The following is a 23,389-nucleotide window of genomic DNA, read 5'->3' on the forward strand; positions in this document are numbered from 1 at the left end:
TTTTTGATGTTTCACTTATCGTTTGATAAACGAAAAAACAAGCAAACTAAAGGGGGATTTATAATGAAAGATGGATTTTTAAGTAAAATAGCCAGTTTTGTAGGTGGCAAGAAAGGTCGATTTATAACACTAGGTATATGGATTATCGCTATTATTATTTTACAGTTTTTCTTTCCAAAGGCTGCTGATTACAAAGACGATGCAGCGAAAGATTTACCTAGTTCAGAGCCTTCTGTAGTTGCTCAAAAACTAATTGATGATAAATTTGCTGGGACAGACGGGACGCCCGCACTTATTACTTGGTATCGTTCAACTGGTTTAACAACAGCAGATTTAACTAATATTCAAAAATACAGCAAAGAATTAATTAAAAACCCAGTTGATTTCCAAAAAATGGCAGTTCCATACGATAAAATGCCACCGGTTGCGTTAAAACAACAAGTTTCTAAGGATGGGACCACTTTTATTCAAACCGTTATTATGAAAGATAGTGCGACGTCAGATCAACTAGCTGAGAGCTTTAAACAACTCGAAACAACTGCTAAAGAAACGATTGGCGAAGATCCTTTTGCGAAGAAAGTATCAGCTGATGACACGCTTGTTGCTCGGACAACGGGGCCAGCTGGCATCAGTGTGGATGCGAGCGGATTATTCAAAGACGCAGATGTTTCACTGTTAATTGGGACGGTTCTACTTGTTCTAGTCTTTTTATTAGTTATTTATCGTTCGCCAATTTTAGCATTAATTCCTTTGATTGCAGTAGGGTTTGCTTATTTAGTAATTACGCCGATTCTTGGATTACTCGCAAAAGAAGGGATTATCACATATGGTTCACAAGGACTCTCGATAATGACCGTATTACTATTTGGTGCTGGAACAGATTACTGTTTATTCTTGATTGCTAGATTCCGAAGCCATTTACACACAGAAAAAAATCGTTTCCAAGCATTTAAAGAAGCTTTTAGTGGGACAGCGGGCGCAATTGCGCTTAGTGGCTTGACTGTTATGGCAGCGCTACTTCTACTTTTAGCTGCCGAATATGGTTCGTTCCATAACTTTGCTGTACCTTTTAGTTTAGCGATTTTCATTATGATGATTTCTTCGTTAACACTTGTACCAGCGCTACTTGGCTTATTTGGTCGTGTTTCATTCTGGCCATTTATCCCAAGAACAATAGAAATGGAAGAAGCCCGTGCAAAGAAAAAAGGGAAAACACCGAAACACCACAAAGAAAACCGTTTTTGGCATAAAATTGGTGAAATGTCTGCAAAACATCCCGTGCGTATTTTGATTATTACTTTAATCATTCTAATTGGCTGTGGAATTTTCACGACTCAAGTCAAATATACGTATGATACACTTTCGACATTCCCAGAAGACATGCCATCTCGAGAAGGTTTCACGCTAATTAGTGATCATTTCGGTGCTGGTATGCTCGCACCAATGGAAGTGGTTGTTAATTCCAAAGAATCGATGAAAAGTTCGCTTGAAAACGTGAATGGAGTAGCTTCGGTTACTGGGCCAGAACGAAGCAAGGGGTATCAAAAATACACACTTATTTTGAAAGACAATCCTTATAGTAATGAAGCAATGGATGTCGTACCAAAAGTTCGCGCCGCTGCTGATAAAGGTAATGATGTTTATATAGCTGGCCAAACAGCAACACAATATGATGACCGGGCAGTGACACAACATGATGAAAAAGTGATTATTCCACTCGTGATTGCCTTAATTGCCATTTTACTACTTTGTTATTTACGTTCAATTACAGCAATGCTTTACTTAGTGGCAACAGTTCTACTTTCATTCGTTGGAGCACTCGGACTTGGTTGGGTCATTATCCATTATGCAATGGGAGTAGAGGCTATTTCTGGCTTGATTCCACTATATGCCTTTGTCTTTATTGTGGCACTCGGAGAAGATTACAATATCTTTATGATTTCTAGTATTTGGAAAAACAGCAAGACAATGCCGCTTCGAAAAGCCATTACAGAAGGTGTTGGTCAAACTGGTGGAGTTATCACTTCCGCAGGTTTAATATTAGCGGGAACGTTTTGTGTCTTAACCACGCTGCCAATCCAGCTATTAGTACAATTCGGTTTAATTACTGCGATTGGTGTATTACTAGACACATTTATCGTTCGTCCATTCCTTGTTCCATCAATTACCGTACTCCTTGGAAAATGGGCGTTTTGGCCAGGTAAACAACATAAAATGACAAAATAATAATGTCCTAAATAAACTTCTTGTCTATTCCTCTGAAAGGTATATAATAGATGTATCTAAAAGGAGGAACGACAGAAAATGAGAGTAATTGATACCCACTGTGATGCGCTTTATAAGTTACAGGCTGGAAAAGGAAAATACACTTTCCAAGATGCTGAAGAACTTGATGTGAATTTTGAACGGCTTATAGAAGCTAAAATGTTATTACAAGGATTCGCCATTTTTCTTGACGAAGAGGTTCCTGTTGAACATAAATGGAAGAAAGCAGTTGAGCAAGTTAATATTTTTAAACAACACGTTCTTCATAAAGGCGGAATGATTCAGCATGTGAAGAAATGGTGCGAATTAGAAAATCTGCCGGAAGATAAAATCGGTGCAATGTTAACATTAGAAGGCATTGAACCAATCGGACGTGACCTAGATAAACTAACACAATTGCTTGATGGTGGAGTATTATCTGTCGGTTTAACTTGGAATAATGCTAACCTGGCAGCGGATGGAATCATGGAAGAACGCGGTGCAGGCTTAACTCATTTTGGCAAAGAAATCATCCAGCTTTTAAATAAAAGAAAAGTATTCACAGATGTTTCGCATTTGAGTGTGAAAGCTTTTTGGGAAACTTTAGATAAAGCTGAGTTTGTTATTGCCAGCCATTCAAGCGCTAAAGCAATATGCTCTCATCCAAGAAACTTAGATGATGATCAAATTAAAGCGATGATAGAGCATGATGCAATGATTGATGTTATTTTCCACCCGCTATTTACTACGAACTCCGGTGTGGCTGATATGGAAGATGTTATTCGCCATATTGATCATATTTGTGAACTTGGTGGATTGAAAAATATTGGTTTTGGCTCGGATTTTGATGGTATCCCAGATCATGTCAAAGGACTGGAACATGTCGGTAAGTACCAAAGCTTCCTCCAAACATTAGAGAAACACTATACGAAAGAAGAAGTAGAAGGATTTGCATCTCGCAATTTCTTAAACCATTTACCAAAATAAAAAAAGTCCAAGCACTCTAACTGGTGCTTGGACTTTTTTCAAATATAATGTGCTGTATTTTGAAAAATGGCATGTTATAATGAAGACTAGAAATGGAATATAATCCAGTTTGGTAGTAGTATCAGACTGATTTTTAATGGAGGTTTTAATGTGCGTTTAGAATCTAATTTCGTCCAAAAGCAACAACAAAAACAATCGCTGAAATTAAATATGACGCAACAATTGTCACAGTCTATTGCTATGCTTCAATTTGCGACAGCTGATTTAGTGGCATTTTTAGAAGATAAAGCACTCGAGAACCCATTAATAGAAGTGATTCCAGGCTCGGATTTTGCAACAGATTTTTCCTATAGTAGCCGTAAAAGCTCTGGAAGCTCTGATGATACAGATTGGTTAGAACAAATAGCCGATAACAAGCTGACGTTGGCCGATGCGCTGAAAGAACAGTTGCATTTAATGGATGTAACGCAAACCCAAAAAATTATTGTTTTATATTTAATAGAAAGTTTAAATGACAATGGTTATTTACAAATAGATTTAAAAGACGTCAGTGCAGCACTTCTGATGGACGATTCCAGTGTTTTAGAAGGACTTGAAATTTTACAAGGGATGGAACCTGCTGGGGTTGGAGCGAGGGATGCGAGAGAATGTATTTTACTACAAATCGAACGTTCGCCTGATGCTCCATATATTGCTTACGATGTCATCCAAAAATTCTTCACGGAATTCGCGGAGAAAAAATGGAAGAAAATCGCCTCAGAAATGGATGTAAGCTTGCAAGATATTCAAGAAGTTTCCGATTACATCCAAACATTAAATCCTAAACCTGGCTCTGAGTTTGAGTCAGAACGTGTCCAGTATGTAGTCCCAGATTTAATTTTACTCCAACATGGAAATGAATTTACAGTATCTTTGGCAAAACAATTTCTACCACAAGTCAGGTTCCAAGAGGCTTATTATGAAACAATGCGAGCAACAGAAGAAAAAGACGTGGCCCAATTTCTCCGTGAAAAAGCGGGTGAATTTGATTGGATAAAAAAAGGAATTGAACAACGGGAAAACACATTACAAAGAGTTGGTGAGGCAATCGTAAGTCACCAAAAAGCCTATTTTCTCGACAATTCAGCCCATTTACAACCCCTAACTTTAAAAGAAGTGGCAGAAGAACTTGGGGTGCATGAGTCTACTGTAAGTCGTGCGGTAAATGGTAAATATATGGAAACAAATACCGGCGTGTACGAACTAAAACGCTTTTTTGCATCTGGTTTACAGAAAAAATCTTCGGAAAACGAAAATGTTGGCGACATCTCGAGTACCACGATTAAAAAACTAGTACAAGAATTCGTAGCAGCAGAAGATAAACTAAAACCACTTTCAGATCAAAAAATAGTTGATATGCTCGCAGAAAAAGAAATTCAAGTTTCAAGAAGAGCTATCGCTAAATATCGCTTGGAGTTAAATATTCCATCATCTTCCAAAAGAAAAAGATTTTAAAAGACATTTTTTGCCTCACAACTAGGCTGTGGGACAAAAAATGTCTTTTTAAAATAAAAAAATCAGCAAGAGCATGTTTCATTTTTAATAGACGTGGAAAACAACTAGTATAGCCTAGTTAGAAGTTTACATTTTAAAACTTAATTGTAAATTTCAGGTGAATATTTCATAAATGTCCCACTTAACACTTGAAGATTTGTGCCAAGACTGTTAGAATAGGGAACGTAGGGTAGTTAAAGAACATTAAAAAAGATTCACCAGCGTAAGCAGAAAGAGAAGGGGTAAAAATCACATTGAGAGACACTTTGTTAACAAGCTGAAGTAGCTAGTTTAATAGTCTTGAAAGTTGTAAAAACCTCTATCTCTACTTTTTTTAGTTCTAACGGGACGCCAGATGACTAAGTGGGTCGTAAAGCGTCCAAAGATGAGGAGCAATTAAAAATGTCAGACTTAATTAACATTCAGAAAAAGTTATTGCCCGACGTTTTAATGATTATGCAAAAACGCTATCAAATCCTACGCTCGATATATTTTTCTGAACCAGTTGGGAGACGGACACTTGCCGGAATGTTAGGCATGAGTGAACGCGTCCTGCGCGGCGAAGTAGAATTTTTGAAAGCACAAGGTTTAGTAGAAATTGCTTCTTCCGGAATGACCGTTACTAAAGAAGGCTTGGTCGTTTTTCGTGATTTGGAAAATGTCATGAATCAGCTTTCAGGGTTACATTCAATGGAAGAACAATTAGCGAAAAAATTGCAAATCAAAAAATGCTTGGTAGTGCAAGGTGATAGCGATGATACTCCATGGGTCCGCGAAGAAATGGGACGTGTGGCGGTAGAACAATTAGACATGGCGCTCACCGAAAAAAGAAACATCGTCGCAGTTATGGGCGGCTCTACAATGGCAACTGTTGCCGAAATGATGACAACTGATTTCGCAAAAGGCAGAGAACTACTTTTCGTTCCCGGTCGTGGAGGTATTGGTGAAGACCTTGACAATCAAGCGAATACAATTTGTGATAAGATGGCAACAAAGACAAACACAAAACACCGCGTTCTCTATGTTCCAGAGCAATTAGGCGAAGAAGCCTATCGTTCTTTACTGAAAGAACCGGCAATTCAAGAAGGCTTACGATTAGTACAATCCGCAAATGCTATTATTTTAGGCATAGGTGATGCGCTCGCGATGGCGAAACGCAGACATACCGGCGAAGATGTACTTGAAAAAATCATCCGTCGTAAAGCTGTTGGTGAAGCATTTGGTTATTATTTTGATGAACAAGGCGAGGTTGTACATAAGGTCCCTACATTCGGTCTTCAGTTCGAAGACTTAGCGCAAATCCCGCACATTATCGCTGTTGCAGGCGGTACATCAAAAGCCAAAGCAATCAAGTCGTATATGAAAAGCGCTCCGAAAAATACGATTTTAATCACGGATGAAGGAGCAGCAAAATCGCTTTTAAAAGGGAGTAATACCCTTTTGAAATAAAAAAAACACTATTTTCAAGGAGGAAATTGACTTATGACAGTTAAAGTTGGTATTAATGGTTTTGGACGTATCGGACGTCTAGCATTCCGTCGTATTCAAAATGTGGAAGGAATTGAAGTTGTTGCAATCAACGACTTAACAGACGCTAAAATGTTAGCTCACCTGTTAAAATATGATACAACTCAAGGCCGTTTCGACGGTGAAGTAGAAGTACATGATGGTTTCTTCAACGTAAACGGTAAAGAAGTTAAAGTATTAGCTAACCGTAACCCAGAAGAACTTCCATGGGGGGACCTAGGAGTAGACATCGTTCTAGAATGTACTGGTTTCTTCACAGCACAAGACAAAGCTGAATTACACATTAAAGCTGGCGCTAAAAAAGTTGTTATCTCCGCTCCAGCAACTGGCGACATGAAAACAATCGTTTACAATGTAAACCATGAAACATTAGACGGAACTGAAACAGTTATCTCTGGCGCAAGCTGTACTACTAACTGTTTAGCTCCAATGGCTAAAGTTTTAGAAGACAAATTTGGTGTTGTTGAAGGTCTAATGACTACAATTCACGCTTACACTGGTGACCAAAATACATTAGATGCTCCACATCCAAAAGGTGACTTCCGTCGTGCACGTGCTGCTGCCGAAAATATTATCCCTAATACAACTGGTGCTGCTAAAGCTATCGGTGAAGTATTACCAACACTTAAAGGTAAATTAGACGGAGCCGCTCAACGTGTTCCAGTTCCAACTGGTTCCCTTACTGAGTTAGTAACAGTTCTTGACAAAAAAGTTACTGTTGATGAAGTAAATGCAGCTATGGAAGCAGCTTCTGATCCAGAAACATTCGGTTACACTAGTGACCAAGTTGTTTCTTCTGACATCAAAGGTATGACTTTCGGTTCATTATTTGACGAAACTCAAACAAAAGTTCTTACAGTTGGCGATCAACAATTAGTTAAAACTGTAGCTTGGTACGATAACGAAATGAGCTACACTGCTCAATTAGTTCGTACTTTAGAATACTTTGCAAAAATCGCTAAATAATTAGCAGATTAATTTTACTGAAGTGCTAGTCACATCAGCAATAACAAGAATAAGCGGAGACACTATTGTTTCCGCTTATTTTCTGAAATAACGGGGGCGACCCCAATCCTTTAAAATTAATGGAGGAACTTTAAATGGCTAAAAAAGTTGTAACTGATTTAGATTTAAAAAACAAAAAAGTTTTAGTTCGTGTTGACTTTAACGTGCCAATGAAAGACGGCAAAATCACTAACGACAACCGTATTGTAGCTGCACTTCCAACAATTAAATACATCTTAGAACAAAACGGTAAAGCAATTCTATTTTCTCACCTTGGAAAAGTAAAAACAGAAGAAGATAAAGAAGGAAAATCTCTTCGTCCAGTAGCCGCTCGTTTAAGCGAATTACTTGGAAAAGAAGTGAAATTCGTTCCTACTACTCGTGGTCCAGAACTTGAAAAAGCAGTTGATGAGTTAAAAGACGGCGAAGTACTTCTTTTTGAAAATACACGTTTTGAAGATATTGATGGTAAAAAAGAAAGCAAAAATGATCCAGAACTTGGAAAATACTGGGCTAGCCTTGGCGACGTTTTCGTAAATGACGCTTTCGGTACTGCTCACCGTGCGCACGCGTCTAACGTTGGAATCGCTTCTAACTTAGAATCAGCGGCCGGATTTTTGATGGAAAAAGAAATTAAATTCATCGGCGGTGTAGTTGATAATCCAGCACGTCCACTAGTAGCAATCCTAGGTGGCGCAAAAGTTTCTGACAAAATCGGTGTTATTGAAAACTTACTTACAAAAGCAGACAAAGTTCTTGTCGGCGGCGGAATGACTTTCACTTTCATGGCAGCTCAAGGTCAAGAAATTGGTAAATCTCTTTTAGAAGCAGATAAAGTTGAACTTGCTAAAGGCTTACTTGAAAAAGCTGGCGATAAATTAGTATTACCAGTTGATGCAGTTGTATCTAAAGAATTCAGTAACGATGCTCCTTTCCATACAGTGAGTGCAGATAGCATTCCAGCTGATGAAATGGGACTAGATATTGGTCAAGCTACAATTGACTTATTCACAAAAGAACTTCAAGGCGCTAAAACAGTTGTATGGAATGGTCCAATGGGCGTATTCGAACTTAGCAACTTTGCTAAAGGTACAATTGGCGTTTGTGAAGCTATTGCAAACTTAACGGATGCAACAACAATCATCGGTGGTGGGGATTCCGCAGCAGCAGCTATGGACTTAGGCTTTGCTGACAAATTCACACATATTTCCACTGGTGGCGGCGCATCTTTAGAGTATCTTGAAGGTAAAGAGCTTCCTGGCGTTGCTTCTATTAGCGACAAATAAGCTGAACCAAAAATAATTTTTAATATCGAGAGGATGTTTATCCAAATGCGTAAACCAATTATTGCTGGTAACTGGAAAATGAACAAAACTGCTGCAAAAGCAGGACAATTTGCAGAAGACGTAAAAAATAACGTGCCATCAAGCGATGCTGTTGAATCAGTAGTTGCTGCACCGGCTCTATTTTTACAAGAATTAGTTCGTCTTACTGAAGGAACTAATCTTCGCGTTGCTGCACAAAACTGTTATTTTGAAGACGAAGGTGCTTTCACTGGCGAAATTAGCCCGTTTGCACTTGCTGACTTAGGTGTTTCTTATGTTATTATCGGACACTCTGAACGTCGTGAGTATTTCCACGAAACAGACGAAGATATTAACAAAAAAGCACACGCAATCTTCAAACACGGCATGACACCAATCATTTGCTGTGGTGAAACATTAGATCAACGTGAAGCTGGTCAAACAGATACTTGGGTACGTGGTCAAATCCGTGCAGCTCTTGCTGGATTAACGGAAGAACAAGTAATCAAATCTGTTATTGCTTATGAACCAATTTGGGCAATCGGTACTGGGAAATCTTCCACAAGTGCTGATGCAAACGAAACTTGTGCAGTTATTCGTGCAGAAGTTGCTGACGCTGTATCTCAAAAAGCAGCAGACGCAGTTCGTATTCAATACGGCGGTAGCGTAAAACCTGAAAACATTGCTGATTATCTTGCAGAGTCCGACATTGACGGCGCTCTTGTAGGTGGAGCAAGCTTAGAACCAGCATCGTTCTTAGCATTATTGGAGGCAGTAAAATAAAATGAGTAAATCACCTGTAGCAATTATTATCCTCGATGGTTTTGGTAAACGTGCGGAAACAGTAGGTAATGCTGTAGCTCAAGCAAACAAACCAAATTTTGACCGTTACTGGGCTAATTTTCCTCACGGGGAACTTAAAGCTGCTGGCCTTGATGTTGGTCTTCCAGAAGGCCAAATGGGTAACTCTGAAGTTGGCCATACAAACATCGGAGCTGGACGTATTGTCTACCAAAGCTTAACTCGTATTGATAAAGCAATTGAAGAAGGCGAATTCCAAGAGAACAAAGCCCTAAACAATGCTTTCACTCATACAAAAGAAAACAACTCGGACCTACATCTTTTCGGTTTACTATCAGACGGCGGCGTGCATAGTCACATTAATCACCTCGTTGCACTTTTAGAAACTGCGAAAGATAAAGGCGTGAAAAACGTTTATATCCATGCATTCCTTGATGGACGTGACGTGGCTCCACAATCTTCACTAGAATATTTAGAAACACTAGAAAAAGCTATTAGTGACTTAAACTATGGTGCAATTGCTACTGTTTCTGGACGTTTCTACGCGATGGATCGTGATAAACGCTGGGAACGTGTTGAAAAAGCATACAAAGCAATCGTAAGCGCTGAAGGTGAAAAATTTGAAGATCCAATCGAACTTGTCAAAGCTTCTTACGCTAATGACAAAAATGATGAATTCGTTGTTCCTGCTATCATTACTAAAGATGGCAAACCTGTTGCAACAGTTAAAGACAACGATGCAGTGATTTTCTTCAATTTCCGTCCTGACCGTGCGATTCAGCTTTCTAATGCATTTACTGATAAAGAATGGGATCATTTCGACCGCGGGGCTAACCACCCTAAAAACATCAAATTCGTTACAATGACTCTTTACAACCCAAGCATTGATGCTGAAGTTGCTTTTGAGCCAATTGAAATGAAAAATGTAATCGGCGAAGTACTTTCTAATGAAGGCTTATCGCAACTGCGTATCGCTGAAACAGAAAAATATCCACACGTAACATTCTTTATGAATGGCGGACGAAATGAAGAATTCCCTGGTGAAAACCGGATTCTAATCAATTCGCCAAAAGTAGAAACATACGATTTAAAACCTGAAATGAGTGCATATGAAGTAACAGATGCGCTTGTTGAAGACATTAAAAACGACAAACACGATGCGATCATCTTAAACTTCGCTAATCCAGATATGGTTGGACATTCAGGTATGCTTGAGCCAACGATTAAGGCAATCGAAGCAGTAGATGAAAATCTTGGTCGTGTAGTAGACCTTATTTTAGAAAAAGGTGGCTCAGCTATTATCTTTGCTGACCATGGTAACTCTGAAACAATGTCTACTCCAGAAGGAAAACCGCACACTGCGCACACTACCGTTCCAGTTCCAGTAATTGTAACGAAAAAAGGTGTAACGCTTCGTGAAGGTGGTCGTCTGGCTGACGTTGCGCCAACAATGCTTGATTTACTTGGCATTAAAAAACCTGCCGAAATGACAGGCGAAAGTTTAATTCAAAAATAATTTTAGTTATTACTTTAGTTTTTTTGCAAACAGAGCTACAATAAAAACGAATTTAAAAACGGATGGGTCTTTGATTTGAAGTGAATATCTTGTTCATTTCGTTCAATTAATCCCAACAAAGGAGAGAATTATAAATGTCTATTATTACTGAAGTTTATGCTCGCGAAGTCTTAGATTCCCGCGGTAACCCAACTGTTGAGGTTGAAGTTTATACTGAAGCTGGTGCGTTTGGTCGCGCTTTAGTTCCAAGTGGTGCTTCAACTGGTGAATACGAAGCTGTAGAATTACGCGATGGCGACAAAGCTCGTTACCTTGGAAAAGGTGTTTTAAAAGCTGTTGAAAACGTAAACGACATTATTGCTGACAAAATTATCGGTTTTGACGTAACTGATCAAATCGGAATTGACAAAGCAATGATCGAACTTGATGGTACACCTAACAAAGGTAAATTAGGTGCTAACGCTATTCTTGGTGTTTCTTTAGCTGCTGCTCGTGCTGCTGCTGACGAACTAGGCGTACATTTATATGAATATCTTGGTGGAGTGAACGGTAAAGTTCTTCCAGTTCCAATGATGAACATCCTTAACGGCGGAGAACATGCTGATAACAATGTCGACGTTCAAGAATTTATGGTAATGCCTGTTGGAGCTCCAAACTTTAAAGAAGCTCTACGTATGGGTGCTGAAATCCTACATGCACTTAAAGCGGTTCTTAAAGGTAAAGGCTTAAACACTGGTGTTGGTGATGAAGGTGGATTCGCTCCAAACCTTAAATCCAACGAAGAAGCTCTTGAAACAATCATGCAAGCAATTAAAGATGCTGGTTACAAACCTGGCGAAGAAGTTAAACTTGCGATGGATGCTGCATCAAGTGAGTTCTATAACCGCGAAACTGGTAAATACGAACTTAAAGGTGAAGGCGTAACTCGTACTTCTGAAGAAATGGTAACTTGGTATGAAGAAATGATTACTAAATACCCAATCATCTCTATTGAAGATGGCCTAGACGAAAATGACTGGGACGGATTCAAACTACTTACAGAACGTATTGGTGACCGCGTTCAATTAGTAGGTGACGATCTATTTGTAACTAACACAACTAAACTTAAAGAAGGTATCGAAAAAGGTATCGCTAACTCCATCCTAATCAAAGTTAACCAAATCGGTACTTTGACTGAAACATTGGATGCAATTGAAATGGCTAAACGCGCTGGCTACACTGCAGTTATCTCTCACCGTTCTGGTGAAACAGAAGATTCCACAATCGCTGACATTGCAGTAGCTACAAACGCTGGTCAAATCAAAACTGGTGCGCCTACTCGTACTGACCGTGTTGCAAAATATAACCAATTACTCCGCATCGAAGACAATTTGGCTGATCTTGCTGAATATCATGGTAACGACACTTTCTACAACTTAAAAAAATAAGTTGATTGAATAAAACGCTAAACTCCGCGAAAAGTAACATTTTCGCGGAGTTTTTTCTGTTTTAAAAATAGATAGAGGGGTAATGATTTGGAAGAGGAGGTAATGCTGATGAAAGTAAAAAATAGTCAGGCCTCAAAAGTGCTCGAAACTCCGAAAATCAAAGACGCTGTGGTGCATGAAAAAAGCCACCCCTTAGCCGAAAAGCGCTCTGTACCAAAGAAAATTATTGATGCAGACGTACCGCAACAACAATACCATCGTAGACTTATGAAATAAATAGTGCGCCTGATTCTAGCTTGATTAGAATCAGGCGTATTTTAATATATTAGAAGCATTTTTATATGAAATCAAGTATAATCAGGTGTAAAATAAGAGTATTAGAAGTCTCGAGCAAGGAGAAATGCTTTATGATAACAAAAATCAATGGAATTAACTTGTTTTATCAAATATACGGGACTGGCGAACCGATTCTTCTTATCCACGGGAATGGTCAAAGTCACCGTTCCTTAAAACGAATTATTGATGACTTAGCACTTGATCATCAAGTAATCGCTGTAGATAGTCGCGCACATGGTAGAAGTGACGCAGGAAATATGCCGCTTGATTTTGAAATAATGGCTCTCGATATGCTTTCATTACTCGATTTTTTGAAAATTGATAAATATAAAGTCGTTGGTTATAGCGACGGTGGTATTGTTGCTCTTGTCATGGGTAAAATGCAACCAAAACGTCAAATCGCCTCAGTCGTTATTGGCACAAATTATCATGTAAACCAAATCCGCTTTTTACCAGATTTGTTTTGCCGCGTTGCTTATGGAGCTACAGTTCTCTTAGCTCCGTTTAGCCGTTTTTTTGAACGTATGAAACAGCAACTTGCTTTAACCATCTATCATCCACATATGTCAGAAGCGGATTTAAAGAAAATAAGCGCACCCCTTTTGGCTGTTGTTGGTGAATACGATTTGATTTCTTCTAAAGATACGAAGAAAATGGTACATTCTGTTCAACACGGCGAAATGGTTATTGTTAGAAATGGGCTTCATTATTTACCTAGGCAAAAACCAAAACAATTGTTACGATTAATTCATACTTTCTTTTCCAATTTAAGCGCGGAAATTCACAAATAGAAACACCTTAAAACCCTTTAATACCAACGTGTTTGAGGGGTGCGAAAAAAGTATTTGACAAGTTCCTTGGATAGCGTTAATATTGGTCTATTGGTCAGAACTCAAAAGGTAGCTTATTTAGTTCAGATGGGCTACAATAGAGTGGATTATAAAAGTGATGATATTAGGAGGATTGCGTAAAAATGAGTGCGGATCGTAGCTTTACGTTAAAAGCGGGAAATCGTGCTGTTTTGCTCTTGCATGGCTTTGCAGGGACTACAGAAGACGTAAGAGAACTTGGAGAAACTCTAGCAGAAAATGGATACACAGTACATGCACCAAACTTCAGAGGTCACGGGGATGAACCCGCTATTTTCTTGAAAACAACACCGGAAATGTGGTATGAAGATGCGGTGGCTGGATATCGTCAACTTGAAAAAGACGGATATAATGAAATTGCAATTGTCGGTGTGGCAATGGGCGGTGTTTTTGCGCTTAAAATGGCAGAATCGTTTTCACCAAAAGCGATTGTTCCTTTATGCGCCAATGTAAACCGTAAAATGCGCTATATCCCAATCGAAAACTATTTAACTAAACAATTAAAGAAACAAGGTATAGTAGAACAAGAAGCAGATGATATGTTAAAAAACTACCTTCCTGAAATAGACGTAATGACGGAAGCACGTGCTACTTTCTACAAAAATGTTGCGCGTGATATTGAAAAGATTCATGTGCCAACGATGATTGGTCAAGGCTGTCAAGACGAAGAAATCGACGCAGATAACGCCAATTATATCTTCAAACACATTCATACAAACGATAAACAACTATGCTTCTATGCAGGTTCAGGTCACGATATTGTGAACGACTGTGAAAAAGATATTTTAGAAGAAGACTTGATTTACTTCTTAGACGATCTAGTTTGGCTTGAGGAAAAAGTTGTTTAACTATTGTATAGAAACAAACCTTTACGTATAATACCAAATATGGTAAAATTAACCTTAGTCAAATTGGGCGGTTTTAGGAGGAAAGAACAATGAGTACAGTTTTAACGGTCTTACTCATCATCGTATCAGTACTGTTAATTACAGTTATCATACTTCAACCAGGTAAAAGTGCTGGGCTATCCGGTGCCATCTCTGGTGGAGCTGAGCAATTATTCGGTAAGCAAAAAGCAAGAGGACTAGAACTTATTCTACATCGTACAACCATCGTTCTATCCATTGTTTTCTTCGCAATACTAATTGCACTGGCATATTTTGTACAGTAACGAGATGTTAACCACCTGAATGAAAATTTAGGTGGTTTTTTATTATTGTAGTTCTCCAGAAGCGTAGTCCGCTTCCCTAGAACTACAATACAAGGTGTAGCGTAGCGGAACGTTGTTTCCATTAAAAAGTGGACGAACAACCCAAAAAGGGGAGCACAAATTTTTAAGTACAACAAATCCCCTAGAACTACAATACAAGGTGTAGCGTAGCGGAACGTTGTTTCCATAAAAAAAGTGGACGAACAACCCAAAAAGGGAAGCACAAATTATTAAATACAGCCAATCCCCTAGAACTCCAATACAAGGCGTAACGTAGCGGAACGTTGTTTCCATAAAAAAGTGAACCACAAACCCACCCCAGATCAACCAAAACTCCAAAAAGAACCAAGGAGCGATATTTACTATGAAAATAACACCACCACAACCATTCCTATTCGAAAAAGGCAAAAGAGCAGTGTTACTCTTACACGGTTTCACAGGTAGCTCAGCGGATGTACGAATTTTAGGTAGGTTTTTACAAGAAAACAATTATACTTGCTATGCGCCTCAATACAGAGGCCACGGTGTATCTCCCGACCTACTGTTAAAAACAGGACCAAACGATTGGTGGGAAGATGTTCTTGAAGCCTATGATCACCTAAAATCACTTGGCTACACTGAAATTGCTGTAGCGGGACTTTCGCTCGGTGGACTTTTTTCACTAAAATTAGGTTTTTCTAGGCCGTTAAAGGGAATTATAGCCATGAGTACTCCAACAAGAATGGACAGCTCATCGCCAATAATTCAAGGCTTTTTAGATTATGTGCGTAATTATAAAAAATTAGAAGGTAAAACGCCTGAACAAATCGATGCAGAAATGGTCGCCTATAAAGACGCGCCAATGAATACTATCGCTAAACTAAAAGATGAAATTAATGGCGTCGTGTCTGAAATAGATATGATTTATGCACCAATCATGGTCGTTCAAGGTGAAAAAGACGATATGGTTGATGTGAGCGGGGCACAGCTGATTTATGATACAGTAGAATCAACAAAGAAAGAGTTACACTGGTTTAAAGAATCTGGTCATGTCATAACATTAGACAAAGAAAGAAAAGACGTAAACCAAGCAATTTTAACATTTTTAGATAGCTTAGATTGGCAAGAATAAACAATTTTTAAAACAGAGAGAGGAGGGATAGAAGTGGAACAAAAACAAATGGAAGAAAAAATTATGAATCTATTAACTTCAGCGCCTGATAAAACATTTGCGCTAGAAGATTTAGAAATAGAAATAGCTTTAAACAATGCGGATGATTTTAAATTAATGGTGAAAGCTTTAGTAAAACTGGAAGATTCCGGAACTATTGTCCGCTCAAGGAAGAATCGGTATGCATTACCAGAAAAAATGGACTTAGTAAAAGGAACATTTCGCGCACATGAACGAGGTTTTGGCTTTGTTCTCCCAGAAGAGAAAGAAATGGACGATATTTTTATCCCGCCAAATGAAGTTAAAGATGCAATGAACGGTGATTTAGTTTTTGCGACGATCACGAAACGTAAAGGCGATAATTTGGCAGAAGGTACGATTAAGAAAATTGTCGAACGGAAGACAACACAAATCGTCGGAACTTATATGGAAGACTTAGCTGGTACTCCAATTGTGATGCCAGATGATAAACGACTTTTCGGTGAAGTAGAAATTGATTTAGAGGATGGCTTAAAACCGGTAGATGGTCATAAAGTTATCGTGGAATTAACTGAATATGCAACTGGACATGCTAGGGCTCGAGGTGTTGTTAAGTCAATTATCGGCCACCGTAATGATCCAGGAGTAGATATTTTATCGATTATTCATAAACATGGAATTTCGATTGCTTTTCCGGAAGAAGTTATGGAACAAGTAAGTAAAGCACCTGATGTGGTCGATGATTCTGATATTGGCAATCGTCGAGATCTTCGTGACCAAATGATAATTACAATTGACGGGGCAGACGCCAAAGACTTGGATGATGCAGTTACTGTCAAACAATTACCAAATGGCAACTGGAAGCTAGGCGTGCATATTGCAGACGTAACGCATTATGTAACAGAAGGCTCGCCACTTGATAAAGAGGCGCAAGACCGCGGTACAAGTGTTTATTTGGTCGACCGAGTAATTCCAATGTTGCCACATAAACTTTCGAATGGCATTTGCTCACTTAACCCACAAGTAGACCGTTTTACAATGAGTTGTGAAATGGAAATTGATCAAGAGGGCCACGTGGTTAATCATGAAATTTTTGAAAGTATTATTAAAACAACGGAACGAATGACTTATACAGACGTTAATGATATTTTAGTTGAAAAAGACGAAGCGTTGCGTGAAAAATATGCGCCAATCGTTCCAATGCTTGAAGCGATGCAACATTTAGCTGAAATCCTTCGCCGTAAACGTGAAAAACGTGGTGCGATTGATTTTGATTTTAAAGAAGCACGTGTAGTCGTTGATGAAGAAGGTCATCCAGAAGCAGTCGTTATGCGCGAACGTTCAGCGGGAGAGCATTTGATTGAAGAATTTATGCTTGCTGCCAATGAAACAGTTGCAGAACATTTCCACTGGATGGATGTACCATTTATTTATCGTATTCATGAAGATCCAAAAGAAGATAAATTAGCACGTTTCTTTGAATTTATTACTAATTTTGGCTTAATTGTCAAAGGAACTGCCAATGATATTCACCCAGCAGCCCTACAACAAGTACTAGAAGAAGTAAAAGGTAAACCAGAAGAGATGGTTGTTTCGACTGTAATGCTACGTTCGATGCAACAAGCGAAGTATGATACAGTAAGCGCGGGACACTTTGGCTTGTCTACTGATTTTTATACACATTTCACGTCGCCAATTCGTCGTTATCCGGATTTAATCGTTCATAGGCTTATTAGAGAGTATTTAATAAACGGGGATGTTCGTCCGGAAACTTTAGAAAAACGCGCTGAGGAGCTTCCTGAGATTGCTGAACACAGCTCGAAAATGGAGCGACGTGCAGTAGAAGCTGAACGTGAAACTGACGAACTGAAGAAAACAGAATTCATGGTTGATAAAGTGGGCGAACGTTTCATCGGAATCATTAGTTCGGTAACCAATTTTGGTTTATTTATCGAACTTCCAACTACGATTGAAGGTTTAGTTCATGTGAGTGCAATGAAAGGCGATTACTTCAAATTCCATCAAAATCAATTAGCGATGATTGGCGAAAGAACAGGCCAAATTTATCGTATTGGTGATGAAGTGGAAGTAGAAGTAACAAAAGTCGACGTAGATGCTCGTGAAATCGATTTTGCTCTTCGTAGTGAAGGCAAACCAGGTCCAGTGAGCGATAAACAAAAACGTCAACGTGAAAAACCGATTGATAAAACTAGAAACTTTAAGAGTAACCAAAAAAAAGGTCGTAACAAACGTAGAACTGGTAAATCAGAAGACGTGAAACCAAAATCAGAACGTAAAGAAGACGAATGGTATACAAAACCTAAAAAGAAAAAGAAGAAAAAACCTTTTTATCAAGGTGTAGCAAAAGAAAGCCCGAAGAAGAAAAAACGTCGCTAGAAAGGATGGGGAGTTATGCCAAAAGGTGATGGTAAACTAGTCGCGCAAAATAAAAAAGCGCGCCACGATTACGCAATTGAAGAAACTTTTGAGGCTGGCATTGTCCTGCAAGGTACTGAAATCAAATCCGTCAGAAACGCACGGGTAAACTTAAAAGATTCCTATGCACGTATCGACAAAGGGGAAATTTTCTTACACAATATGCACATTAGTCCATATGAACAAGGGAACCGTTACAATCATGATCCACTAAGAACGCGCAAGTTGCTTTTACATAAGAAGCAAATCAGCCGTTTAATTGGAGAAACGAAAGAGTCCGGTTATTCGATTGTTCCACTAAAAATGTATATTAAAGATGGCTACGCAAAAGTACTCATCGGTGTAGCTCGAGGTAAAAAGAAATACGATAAACGCCAAGACTTAAAACAAAAAGAAGCAAAACGTGATATTGAACGTGCCTTTAAAGAGCGCCAACAATAAAAGCCTGAATCTAGTCATTCAACAACCGTTGAAAAAGCTAGATTCAGGCTTTTTTTTATATGTCTATTTTTGTAAATTCATTCAAAGAGAGGTTATGCATCTCATCATGAAGAAAATAATCGATTTCATTTTTAATCCCGCTTAAAATACGTTCTTCTTCAAGTACTTTAGCCACTCTGAGTGCTCGTTGCATAAAGTGTTTACCTTTTTGTTTTTGACCTAGCTTATACAGCACAATTCCTTTTTTCGCAACAGCCATGCAAAATTGTAAGTAATAATGGTTATGCTTAGCGATTTTAATAGATAATTCAATGTAGTGCAAAGCTAGTTCATATTTTTCGTCCAGAATTAAATAAGTAGCACGATTAACATGAAGCGAAATCTCAATCGAAAGGGTTGGATATAAGTAACGATATTTTTTAAGTTGAGAGATAAGACGATTTACAATATGTTGAGCGGTTTCATTTTCAAAAATAAAGAAAATGTTTCTTAATATTAATATGTCATTCCAAAATAATTCATCAGCTTCCGAAAGCCTGTCCCAAATGTAGGTTACTTTCTTTCGAGCAAGTTCAAAATTATGTTCTTTTTCAGCTAGTAAAATGCCTTCAAGTGAGGCTTTAATGTCAGAGATAAAAATATCGTTGTGGGTTTCTAAGTAGTCGTCGCATTTGGAAATAACATTAAGTATCATATCTGTTTCTGAGGAGGTAATAATCTTGGAGTATAGATAAAGGATATTTTCTTTTGGAGAAGGTGTAAAGTCTCGTTTTATAAATTCAAATTCTTCTAATGTCATATTGAAATTAAGTAAGATTTGAATAAAACGGTCCATACTAGGCATGATTTTATTATTTTCGATTTTTTGATAGTTAGAACGACTGAGAGCATTCGTACAGGCCTCTTGTTGTGTTAAGTTTTTACTTTTCCGAATAAATTTTAATGTATCACCAATATTTTGCATAAAACTCAGCTCCATTTGTTCAAATTTGATGCTTTTTAATTTTATGTAAGATTTGTGAGTTAGTATTTCAGTATAGATGAAAAAGGAGGGAGAAGACATGTTAACTTTGTTAAAAAGTATTAACTGGTTGTTTTAAAGTTTTTTAAGCAAGGTCTTCTGATGAACGCAATTATTGTTTTTCCATGAAGAATGGTCTGGCATAGTTGCGTTTTTTTGTAGGATTATTAGTAATTTGAACTTTTTTAGTGTATCTGTGAAAGAATTATAACATTATGTGATTATTTCTACAATCATAGATATGCAAAAATTAATAATTTTGCGAAATAATACATCAAAAGTAATATGTTTTTAGTAAAAATATACATTAAGGGAGGAAAGAGAGATGAAGCAAAAGGGAAGAAAATCTAGTTTGATTTTCATTTTGACCATACTAATATTTAGTTGTTTAAGTGGATTTGGGACAAACGTTTTCGCGATGGATGGGGAATATCACTCGCCATATGGGGATGATGATCTATATACTGTCCAACCAACAGAACGTTCTCCTAGAGATCCAAAAGCTGGTGAAGACGTGACATTAAATATTACTACCTGGCCAATTGAAGATGGACAAAGTGTTTGGGTAGAATGGACTAAAAACGGGGTAGCACAAGAAAATGTTACAGCAGCTTATGATTATAATAGCGGGAACAATACTTACTGGAAAGCAGATTTAGGAAAATTTGAAAAAGGCGATGAAATTACTTATACAACAAAAGGTTCTACTGACGGAGGAACTGAATATGAAAGTGGTCCGTTTACATTTTACGTGACGGATTGGGAGTATGTGCAAGATGTCAGCAGCGTCGTAGATAATGGAGATTCTATTACATTAAATATGACAGCTACTGCAGGTGAATTCACTCCAAAATTATATCTTTCGTTTGAGGATTTAGATACACTTCGTATGGAACTATCACCAACCGGTAAAGAAACTGGACATGCTGGAAAAACTGGTTACACAGTAGATGATGGTGCAGATAAAGTAACAGTTACAACTGACGATTTGCGAGTAGAAATCCAAAAGTCTCCTTACCGCATGGAAGTGTACCAAGCAGATGGAACTTTACTTACAAGTGAATATACAACTGCCAACAGCTTAGGTTGGTTGACAGATGGCAAAAATGTTATCAATCAATATCAAAATAATTTTATGACGCCAAGTGATGAGGCGTTCTATGGTTTTGGTGAACGTTACGATACTATTAATCAACGAGGCAAAGATGTTGAAACCTACGTTTATAATGAGTACCAAGACCAAGCACAAACTGAACGAACTTATTTAGCAGTACCGTTTTTTGTAAGTGCAAATAAATATGGTATGTTTGTGAATTCTGATTTTCATTCACAATTCCAAATGGCTTCAAAAGTAGAAGACAAATATAGCTTTATTTTAGATAATGATGGCGATATGACGAATATGCTTGATTATTATGTCATCAGCGGAAAAGATCAAAATGATATTGTAAATAACTACACAGATATTACTGGAAAAACTACATTATTACCAAAATGGGCATTCGGACTTTGGATGTCAGCAAATGAATGGGATAGAGAATCTGATGTAAGTACAGCACTTTCTAATGCAAAAGAAAATGAAATTCCAGCAACGGGATTTGTATTAGAACAATGGAGTGATGAAGAAACTTACTACATTTGGAACGACGCGACATATACTGCGAAGAAAAATGGTGAACCTTTTGCCTATGATGATTTTACATTTAACGGGAAATGGACAAATCCAAAAGCAATGGTAGACAGCGTACATGATGCAGGAATGAACATTGTATTATGGCAAGTTCCTGTATTAAAAGATGATAATACAGTGTATGAACAAAGAGATAATGATGAAGACTACATGATAAGTCAAGGGTACAGTGCGGACGATGGAACAGGGGCGCCTTACCGAGTTCCAGCATCTCAGTGGTTTGGTAACGGGATTTTACTAGATTTCACAAATAAAGATGCGGTAAATTGGTGGACATCTCAACGTGAATATTTACTAACAGATGTCGGAATTGATGGATTCAAGACAGATGGTGGAGAAATGGTTTGGGGCCGTGATACAACTTTTTCTAACGGGGAAAAAGGGCAAGAAATGAGAAACCGTTATCCAACAGATTATGTTTCCAGCTATTTCGATTTTGCAAAAAGTATAAATCCAGAGGCAGTTTCCTTTAGCCGTTCTGGAACTTCAGGGGCACAAAAATCGGGCATTTACTGGTCTGGAGATCAAACTTCTACATTTGATTCTTTCCAAGCATCCGTAAAAGCAGGTCTTAGTGCATCAACATCAGGCGTTTCTTACTGGGCATGGGATATGGCAGGATTCACAGGAAATTATCCAACAGCAGAACTTTATAAACGCGCAACAGCAATGGCAGCTTTTGCACCGATTATGCAGTTCCACTCGGAAAAATCAGATCCATCGCCAAGTGAAGAACGCTCACCGTGGAATGCAGTAGCTAGAACTGGCGACGAAACGATTTTACCAACATTCCAAAAATATTTATATACACGTATGAATTTACTTCCTTATATTTATACAGCGGCAAAAGATACTGCTGATAATGGAAAATCTATGATGCGTCAAATGGCTATGGATTATCCAGAAGATATTAATACGCGTAATTTAGATGAACAATATATGTTTGGCGATGATTTACTTGTAGCACCAATTGTACAAGAAGGCCAAACAGAAAAAGAAGTTTATTTACCAGAAGGCGAATGGATAGATATTTGGAACGGCGGTATCCATCCAGGTGGCGAAACAATTTCTTACTATGCAGATGTTGATACGCTACCTGTATTTGCAAAAGCTGGAGCGATTATTCCAATGAATATGACAGATGGTTATCAACTAGGACAAAATGTAGGTAACGATTTAAAAGCATATGATAATTTAACGTTCCGAGTTTATCCATCAGGAAACAGCGAGTACAGTTTCTATGATGATGTAAATGGTGGCGAGATGCGTGATATTAGCGTTTCTGAAGACTTTGCAAATGAAAAAGTTACGGTCAATCTTCCGGCAATGGCAGATGAAACAACGATGCAAGTTTTCAGTACAGAGCCAACAAGTGTAACAGTTGCAGGAACTGAGGTAGCTAAAGCAGACACACTAGATGCCTTTAATGAAGCAACGAGCGCTTATTACTATGACACTGTACAAAACTTAACTTACATCAAAACTGCAGCAACAGACACTACTCAGGCTATCGTTTTAAATGGTGTAAATCATGCACCTTATGAAGCGGAATTCGGGCATTTAACAAATGTATCAACTGCAAGTGATCATGCTGGCTACACTGGAACTGGTTTTGTAGCTGGATTTGATGAAGAAAAAGAAGCAGTTGAGTTTGATATTGATGCAGTTGATGGCGCATCCGATTATACGATGGAAGTGCGTTATAGCGCGGGTGTGGAAGATGCTACAAGAACGGTTTATGTAAATGGCAACAAACAACAAATTGCTTTACCGAAAACGACTGACTGGGATACTTGGGGCGTAGTGGAAGTGCCAGTAACCTTGCAAGATGGTATTAACCAAGTCGTCTTTGATTTTGAAGCAGGCGATACAGCGGGAATTAACTTTGATCATGTTGTAATTAAAAAATAAAC

18 protein-coding genes are annotated in these 23,389 nt (G+C 38.2%); 17 read left to right on the forward strand and 1 reads right to left on the reverse strand.

Annotated elements, in window-relative coordinates; all coding sequences use genetic code 11:
- Nucleotides 1-63 precede the first annotated feature (63 nt).
- The 16 genes from OC533_RS10480 (at nt 64) to smpB (ending at nt 18,765) form a co-directional block, all read left to right on the forward strand.
- Complete coding sequence (locus tag OC533_RS10480; protein ID WP_194324044.1) at nt 64-2,226, forward strand: MMPL family transporter; 2,163 nt, start codon at nt 64-66, stop codon at nt 2,224-2,226.
- A 78-nt stretch (nt 2,227-2,304) separates the two neighbouring features.
- The gene (locus tag OC533_RS10485; protein ID WP_185550931.1) at nt 2,305-3,231 is read left to right on the forward strand and encodes a dipeptidase; all 927 of its coding nucleotides are present in this window, start codon (nt 2,305-2,307) and stop codon (nt 3,229-3,231) included.
- 150 nt (nt 3,232-3,381) lie between these two features.
- Complete coding sequence (rpoN, locus tag OC533_RS10490; RefSeq protein ID WP_003763875.1) at nt 3,382-4,725, forward strand: RNA polymerase factor sigma-54; 1,344 nt, start codon at nt 3,382-3,384, stop codon at nt 4,723-4,725.
- Between the two features lie 441 nt (nt 4,726-5,166).
- Nucleotides 5,167-6,213, forward strand: a complete 1,047-nt coding sequence (locus tag OC533_RS10495; RefSeq protein ID WP_003727920.1) for a sugar-binding transcriptional regulator — start codon at nt 5,167-5,169, stop codon at nt 6,211-6,213.
- A gap of 33 nt (nt 6,214-6,246) precedes the next feature.
- Nucleotides 6,247-7,257, forward strand: coding sequence for a type I glyceraldehyde-3-phosphate dehydrogenase (gap, locus tag OC533_RS10500; protein ID WP_003726583.1), 1,011 nt, complete (start codon nt 6,247-6,249; stop codon nt 7,255-7,257).
- A 134-nt stretch (nt 7,258-7,391) separates the two neighbouring features.
- Entirely contained in the window at nt 7,392-8,582 is a 1,191-nt protein-coding gene (locus OC533_RS10505; RefSeq protein WP_070752472.1) for a phosphoglycerate kinase, read from the forward strand.
- A gap of 45 nt (nt 8,583-8,627) precedes the next feature.
- Entirely contained in the window at nt 8,628-9,383 is a 756-nt protein-coding gene (tpiA, locus tag OC533_RS10510) for a triose-phosphate isomerase (protein WP_003726581.1), read from the forward strand.
- Nucleotide 9,384: 1 nt separating this feature from the next.
- Nucleotides 9,385-10,917: a 2,3-bisphosphoglycerate-independent phosphoglycerate mutase gene (gpmI, locus tag OC533_RS10515; RefSeq protein WP_185590652.1), complete on the forward strand. Its 1,533-nt coding sequence runs from the start codon at nt 9,385-9,387 to the stop codon at nt 10,915-10,917.
- A gap of 134 nt (nt 10,918-11,051) precedes the next feature.
- A complete protein-coding gene (gene eno / locus OC533_RS10520; protein WP_003727923.1) occupies nt 11,052-12,344 on the forward strand; it encodes a phosphopyruvate hydratase in 1,293 nt (430 codons plus the stop codon).
- Between the two features lie 102 nt (nt 12,345-12,446).
- On the forward strand, nt 12,447-12,620 hold the full coding sequence (locus OC533_RS10525) for a hypothetical protein (protein ID WP_010991252.1): 174 nt from the start codon (nt 12,447-12,449) through the stop codon (nt 12,618-12,620).
- A 131-nt stretch (nt 12,621-12,751) separates the two neighbouring features.
- A complete protein-coding gene (locus OC533_RS10530; RefSeq protein WP_010991251.1) occupies nt 12,752-13,471 on the forward strand; it encodes an alpha/beta fold hydrolase in 720 nt (239 codons plus the stop codon).
- 182 nt (nt 13,472-13,653) lie between these two features.
- On the forward strand, nt 13,654-14,397 hold the full coding sequence (locus tag OC533_RS10535) for an alpha/beta hydrolase (protein ID WP_003763862.1): 744 nt from the start codon (nt 13,654-13,656) through the stop codon (nt 14,395-14,397).
- An 89-nt stretch (nt 14,398-14,486) separates the two neighbouring features.
- Nucleotides 14,487-14,720: a preprotein translocase subunit SecG gene (secG, locus tag OC533_RS10540; RefSeq protein WP_003739713.1), complete on the forward strand. Its 234-nt coding sequence runs from the start codon at nt 14,487-14,489 to the stop codon at nt 14,718-14,720.
- A gap of 403 nt (nt 14,721-15,123) precedes the next feature.
- Complete coding sequence (locus OC533_RS10545) at nt 15,124-15,870, forward strand: alpha/beta hydrolase (protein ID WP_185484864.1); 747 nt, start codon at nt 15,124-15,126, stop codon at nt 15,868-15,870.
- Between the two features lie 33 nt (nt 15,871-15,903).
- Nucleotides 15,904-18,285, forward strand: coding sequence for a ribonuclease R (gene rnr, locus OC533_RS10550; RefSeq protein WP_031649562.1), 2,382 nt, complete (start codon nt 15,904-15,906; stop codon nt 18,283-18,285).
- A gap of 15 nt (nt 18,286-18,300) precedes the next feature.
- Nucleotides 18,301-18,765 (forward strand): SsrA-binding protein SmpB, encoded by a 465-nt coding sequence (gene smpB, locus OC533_RS10555; RefSeq protein ID WP_003723350.1) that lies wholly within the window; start codon nt 18,301-18,303, stop codon nt 18,763-18,765.
- Nucleotides 18,766-18,820: 55 nt separating this feature from the next.
- Here the strand turns inward: smpB and OC533_RS10560 are convergent, their stop codons facing one another.
- A complete protein-coding gene (locus tag OC533_RS10560; protein ID WP_185482628.1) occupies nt 18,821-19,729 on the reverse strand; it encodes a helix-turn-helix domain-containing protein in 909 nt (302 codons plus the stop codon).
- A 382-nt stretch (nt 19,730-20,111) separates the two neighbouring features.
- Between OC533_RS10560 and OC533_RS10565 the strand changes: the two genes are divergently transcribed.
- On the forward strand, nt 20,112-23,387 hold the full coding sequence (locus tag OC533_RS10565; RefSeq protein ID WP_185511538.1) for a TIM-barrel domain-containing protein: 3,276 nt from the start codon (nt 20,112-20,114) through the stop codon (nt 23,385-23,387).
- Nucleotides 23,388-23,389 lie beyond the last annotated feature (2 nt).

It is taken from the genome of Listeria sp. Marseille-Q6474, assembly GCF_946902005.1.
GTDB lineage: Bacteria > Bacillota > Bacilli > Lactobacillales > Listeriaceae > Listeria > Listeria innocua.

What these genes read in the sequence shown, in the direction of transcription:
- OC533_RS10480 (WP_194324044.1), top strand. Translation starts at nt 64, where the DNA reads ATGAAAGATGGATTTTTAAGTAAAATAGCCAGTTTTGTAGGTGGCAAG.
- OC533_RS10485 (WP_185550931.1), top strand. Translation starts at nt 2,305, where the DNA reads ATGAGAGTAATTGATACCCACTGTGATGCGCTTTATAAGTTACAGGCT.
- OC533_RS10495 (WP_003727920.1), top strand. Translation starts at nt 5,167, where the DNA reads ATGTCAGACTTAATTAACATTCAGAAAAAGTTATTGCCCGACGTTTTA.
- gap (WP_003726583.1), top strand. Translation starts at nt 6,247, where the DNA reads ATGACAGTTAAAGTTGGTATTAATGGTTTTGGACGTATCGGACGTCTA.
- OC533_RS10505 (WP_070752472.1), top strand. Translation starts at nt 7,392, where the DNA reads ATGGCTAAAAAAGTTGTAACTGATTTAGATTTAAAAAACAAAAAAGTT.
- tpiA (WP_003726581.1), top strand. Translation starts at nt 8,628, where the DNA reads ATGCGTAAACCAATTATTGCTGGTAACTGGAAAATGAACAAAACTGCT.
- gpmI (WP_185590652.1), top strand. Translation starts at nt 9,385, where the DNA reads ATGAGTAAATCACCTGTAGCAATTATTATCCTCGATGGTTTTGGTAAA.
- eno (WP_003727923.1), top strand. Translation starts at nt 11,052, where the DNA reads ATGTCTATTATTACTGAAGTTTATGCTCGCGAAGTCTTAGATTCCCGC.
- OC533_RS10525 (WP_010991252.1), top strand. Translation starts at nt 12,447, where the DNA reads ATGCTGATGAAAGTAAAAAATAGTCAGGCCTCAAAAGTGCTCGAAACT.
- OC533_RS10530 (WP_010991251.1), top strand. Translation starts at nt 12,752, where the DNA reads ATGATAACAAAAATCAATGGAATTAACTTGTTTTATCAAATATACGGG.
- OC533_RS10535 (WP_003763862.1), top strand. Translation starts at nt 13,654, where the DNA reads ATGAGTGCGGATCGTAGCTTTACGTTAAAAGCGGGAAATCGTGCTGTT.
- secG (WP_003739713.1), top strand. Translation starts at nt 14,487, where the DNA reads ATGAGTACAGTTTTAACGGTCTTACTCATCATCGTATCAGTACTGTTA.
- OC533_RS10545 (WP_185484864.1), top strand. Translation starts at nt 15,124, where the DNA reads ATGAAAATAACACCACCACAACCATTCCTATTCGAAAAAGGCAAAAGA.
- smpB (WP_003723350.1), top strand. Translation starts at nt 18,301, where the DNA reads ATGCCAAAAGGTGATGGTAAACTAGTCGCGCAAAATAAAAAAGCGCGC.
- OC533_RS10560 (WP_185482628.1), bottom strand. Translation starts at nt 19,729, where the DNA reads ATGCAAAATATTGGTGATACATTAAAATTTATTCGGAAAAGTAAAAAC.
- OC533_RS10565 (WP_185511538.1), top strand. Translation starts at nt 20,112, where the DNA reads ATGAAGCAAAAGGGAAGAAAATCTAGTTTGATTTTCATTTTGACCATA.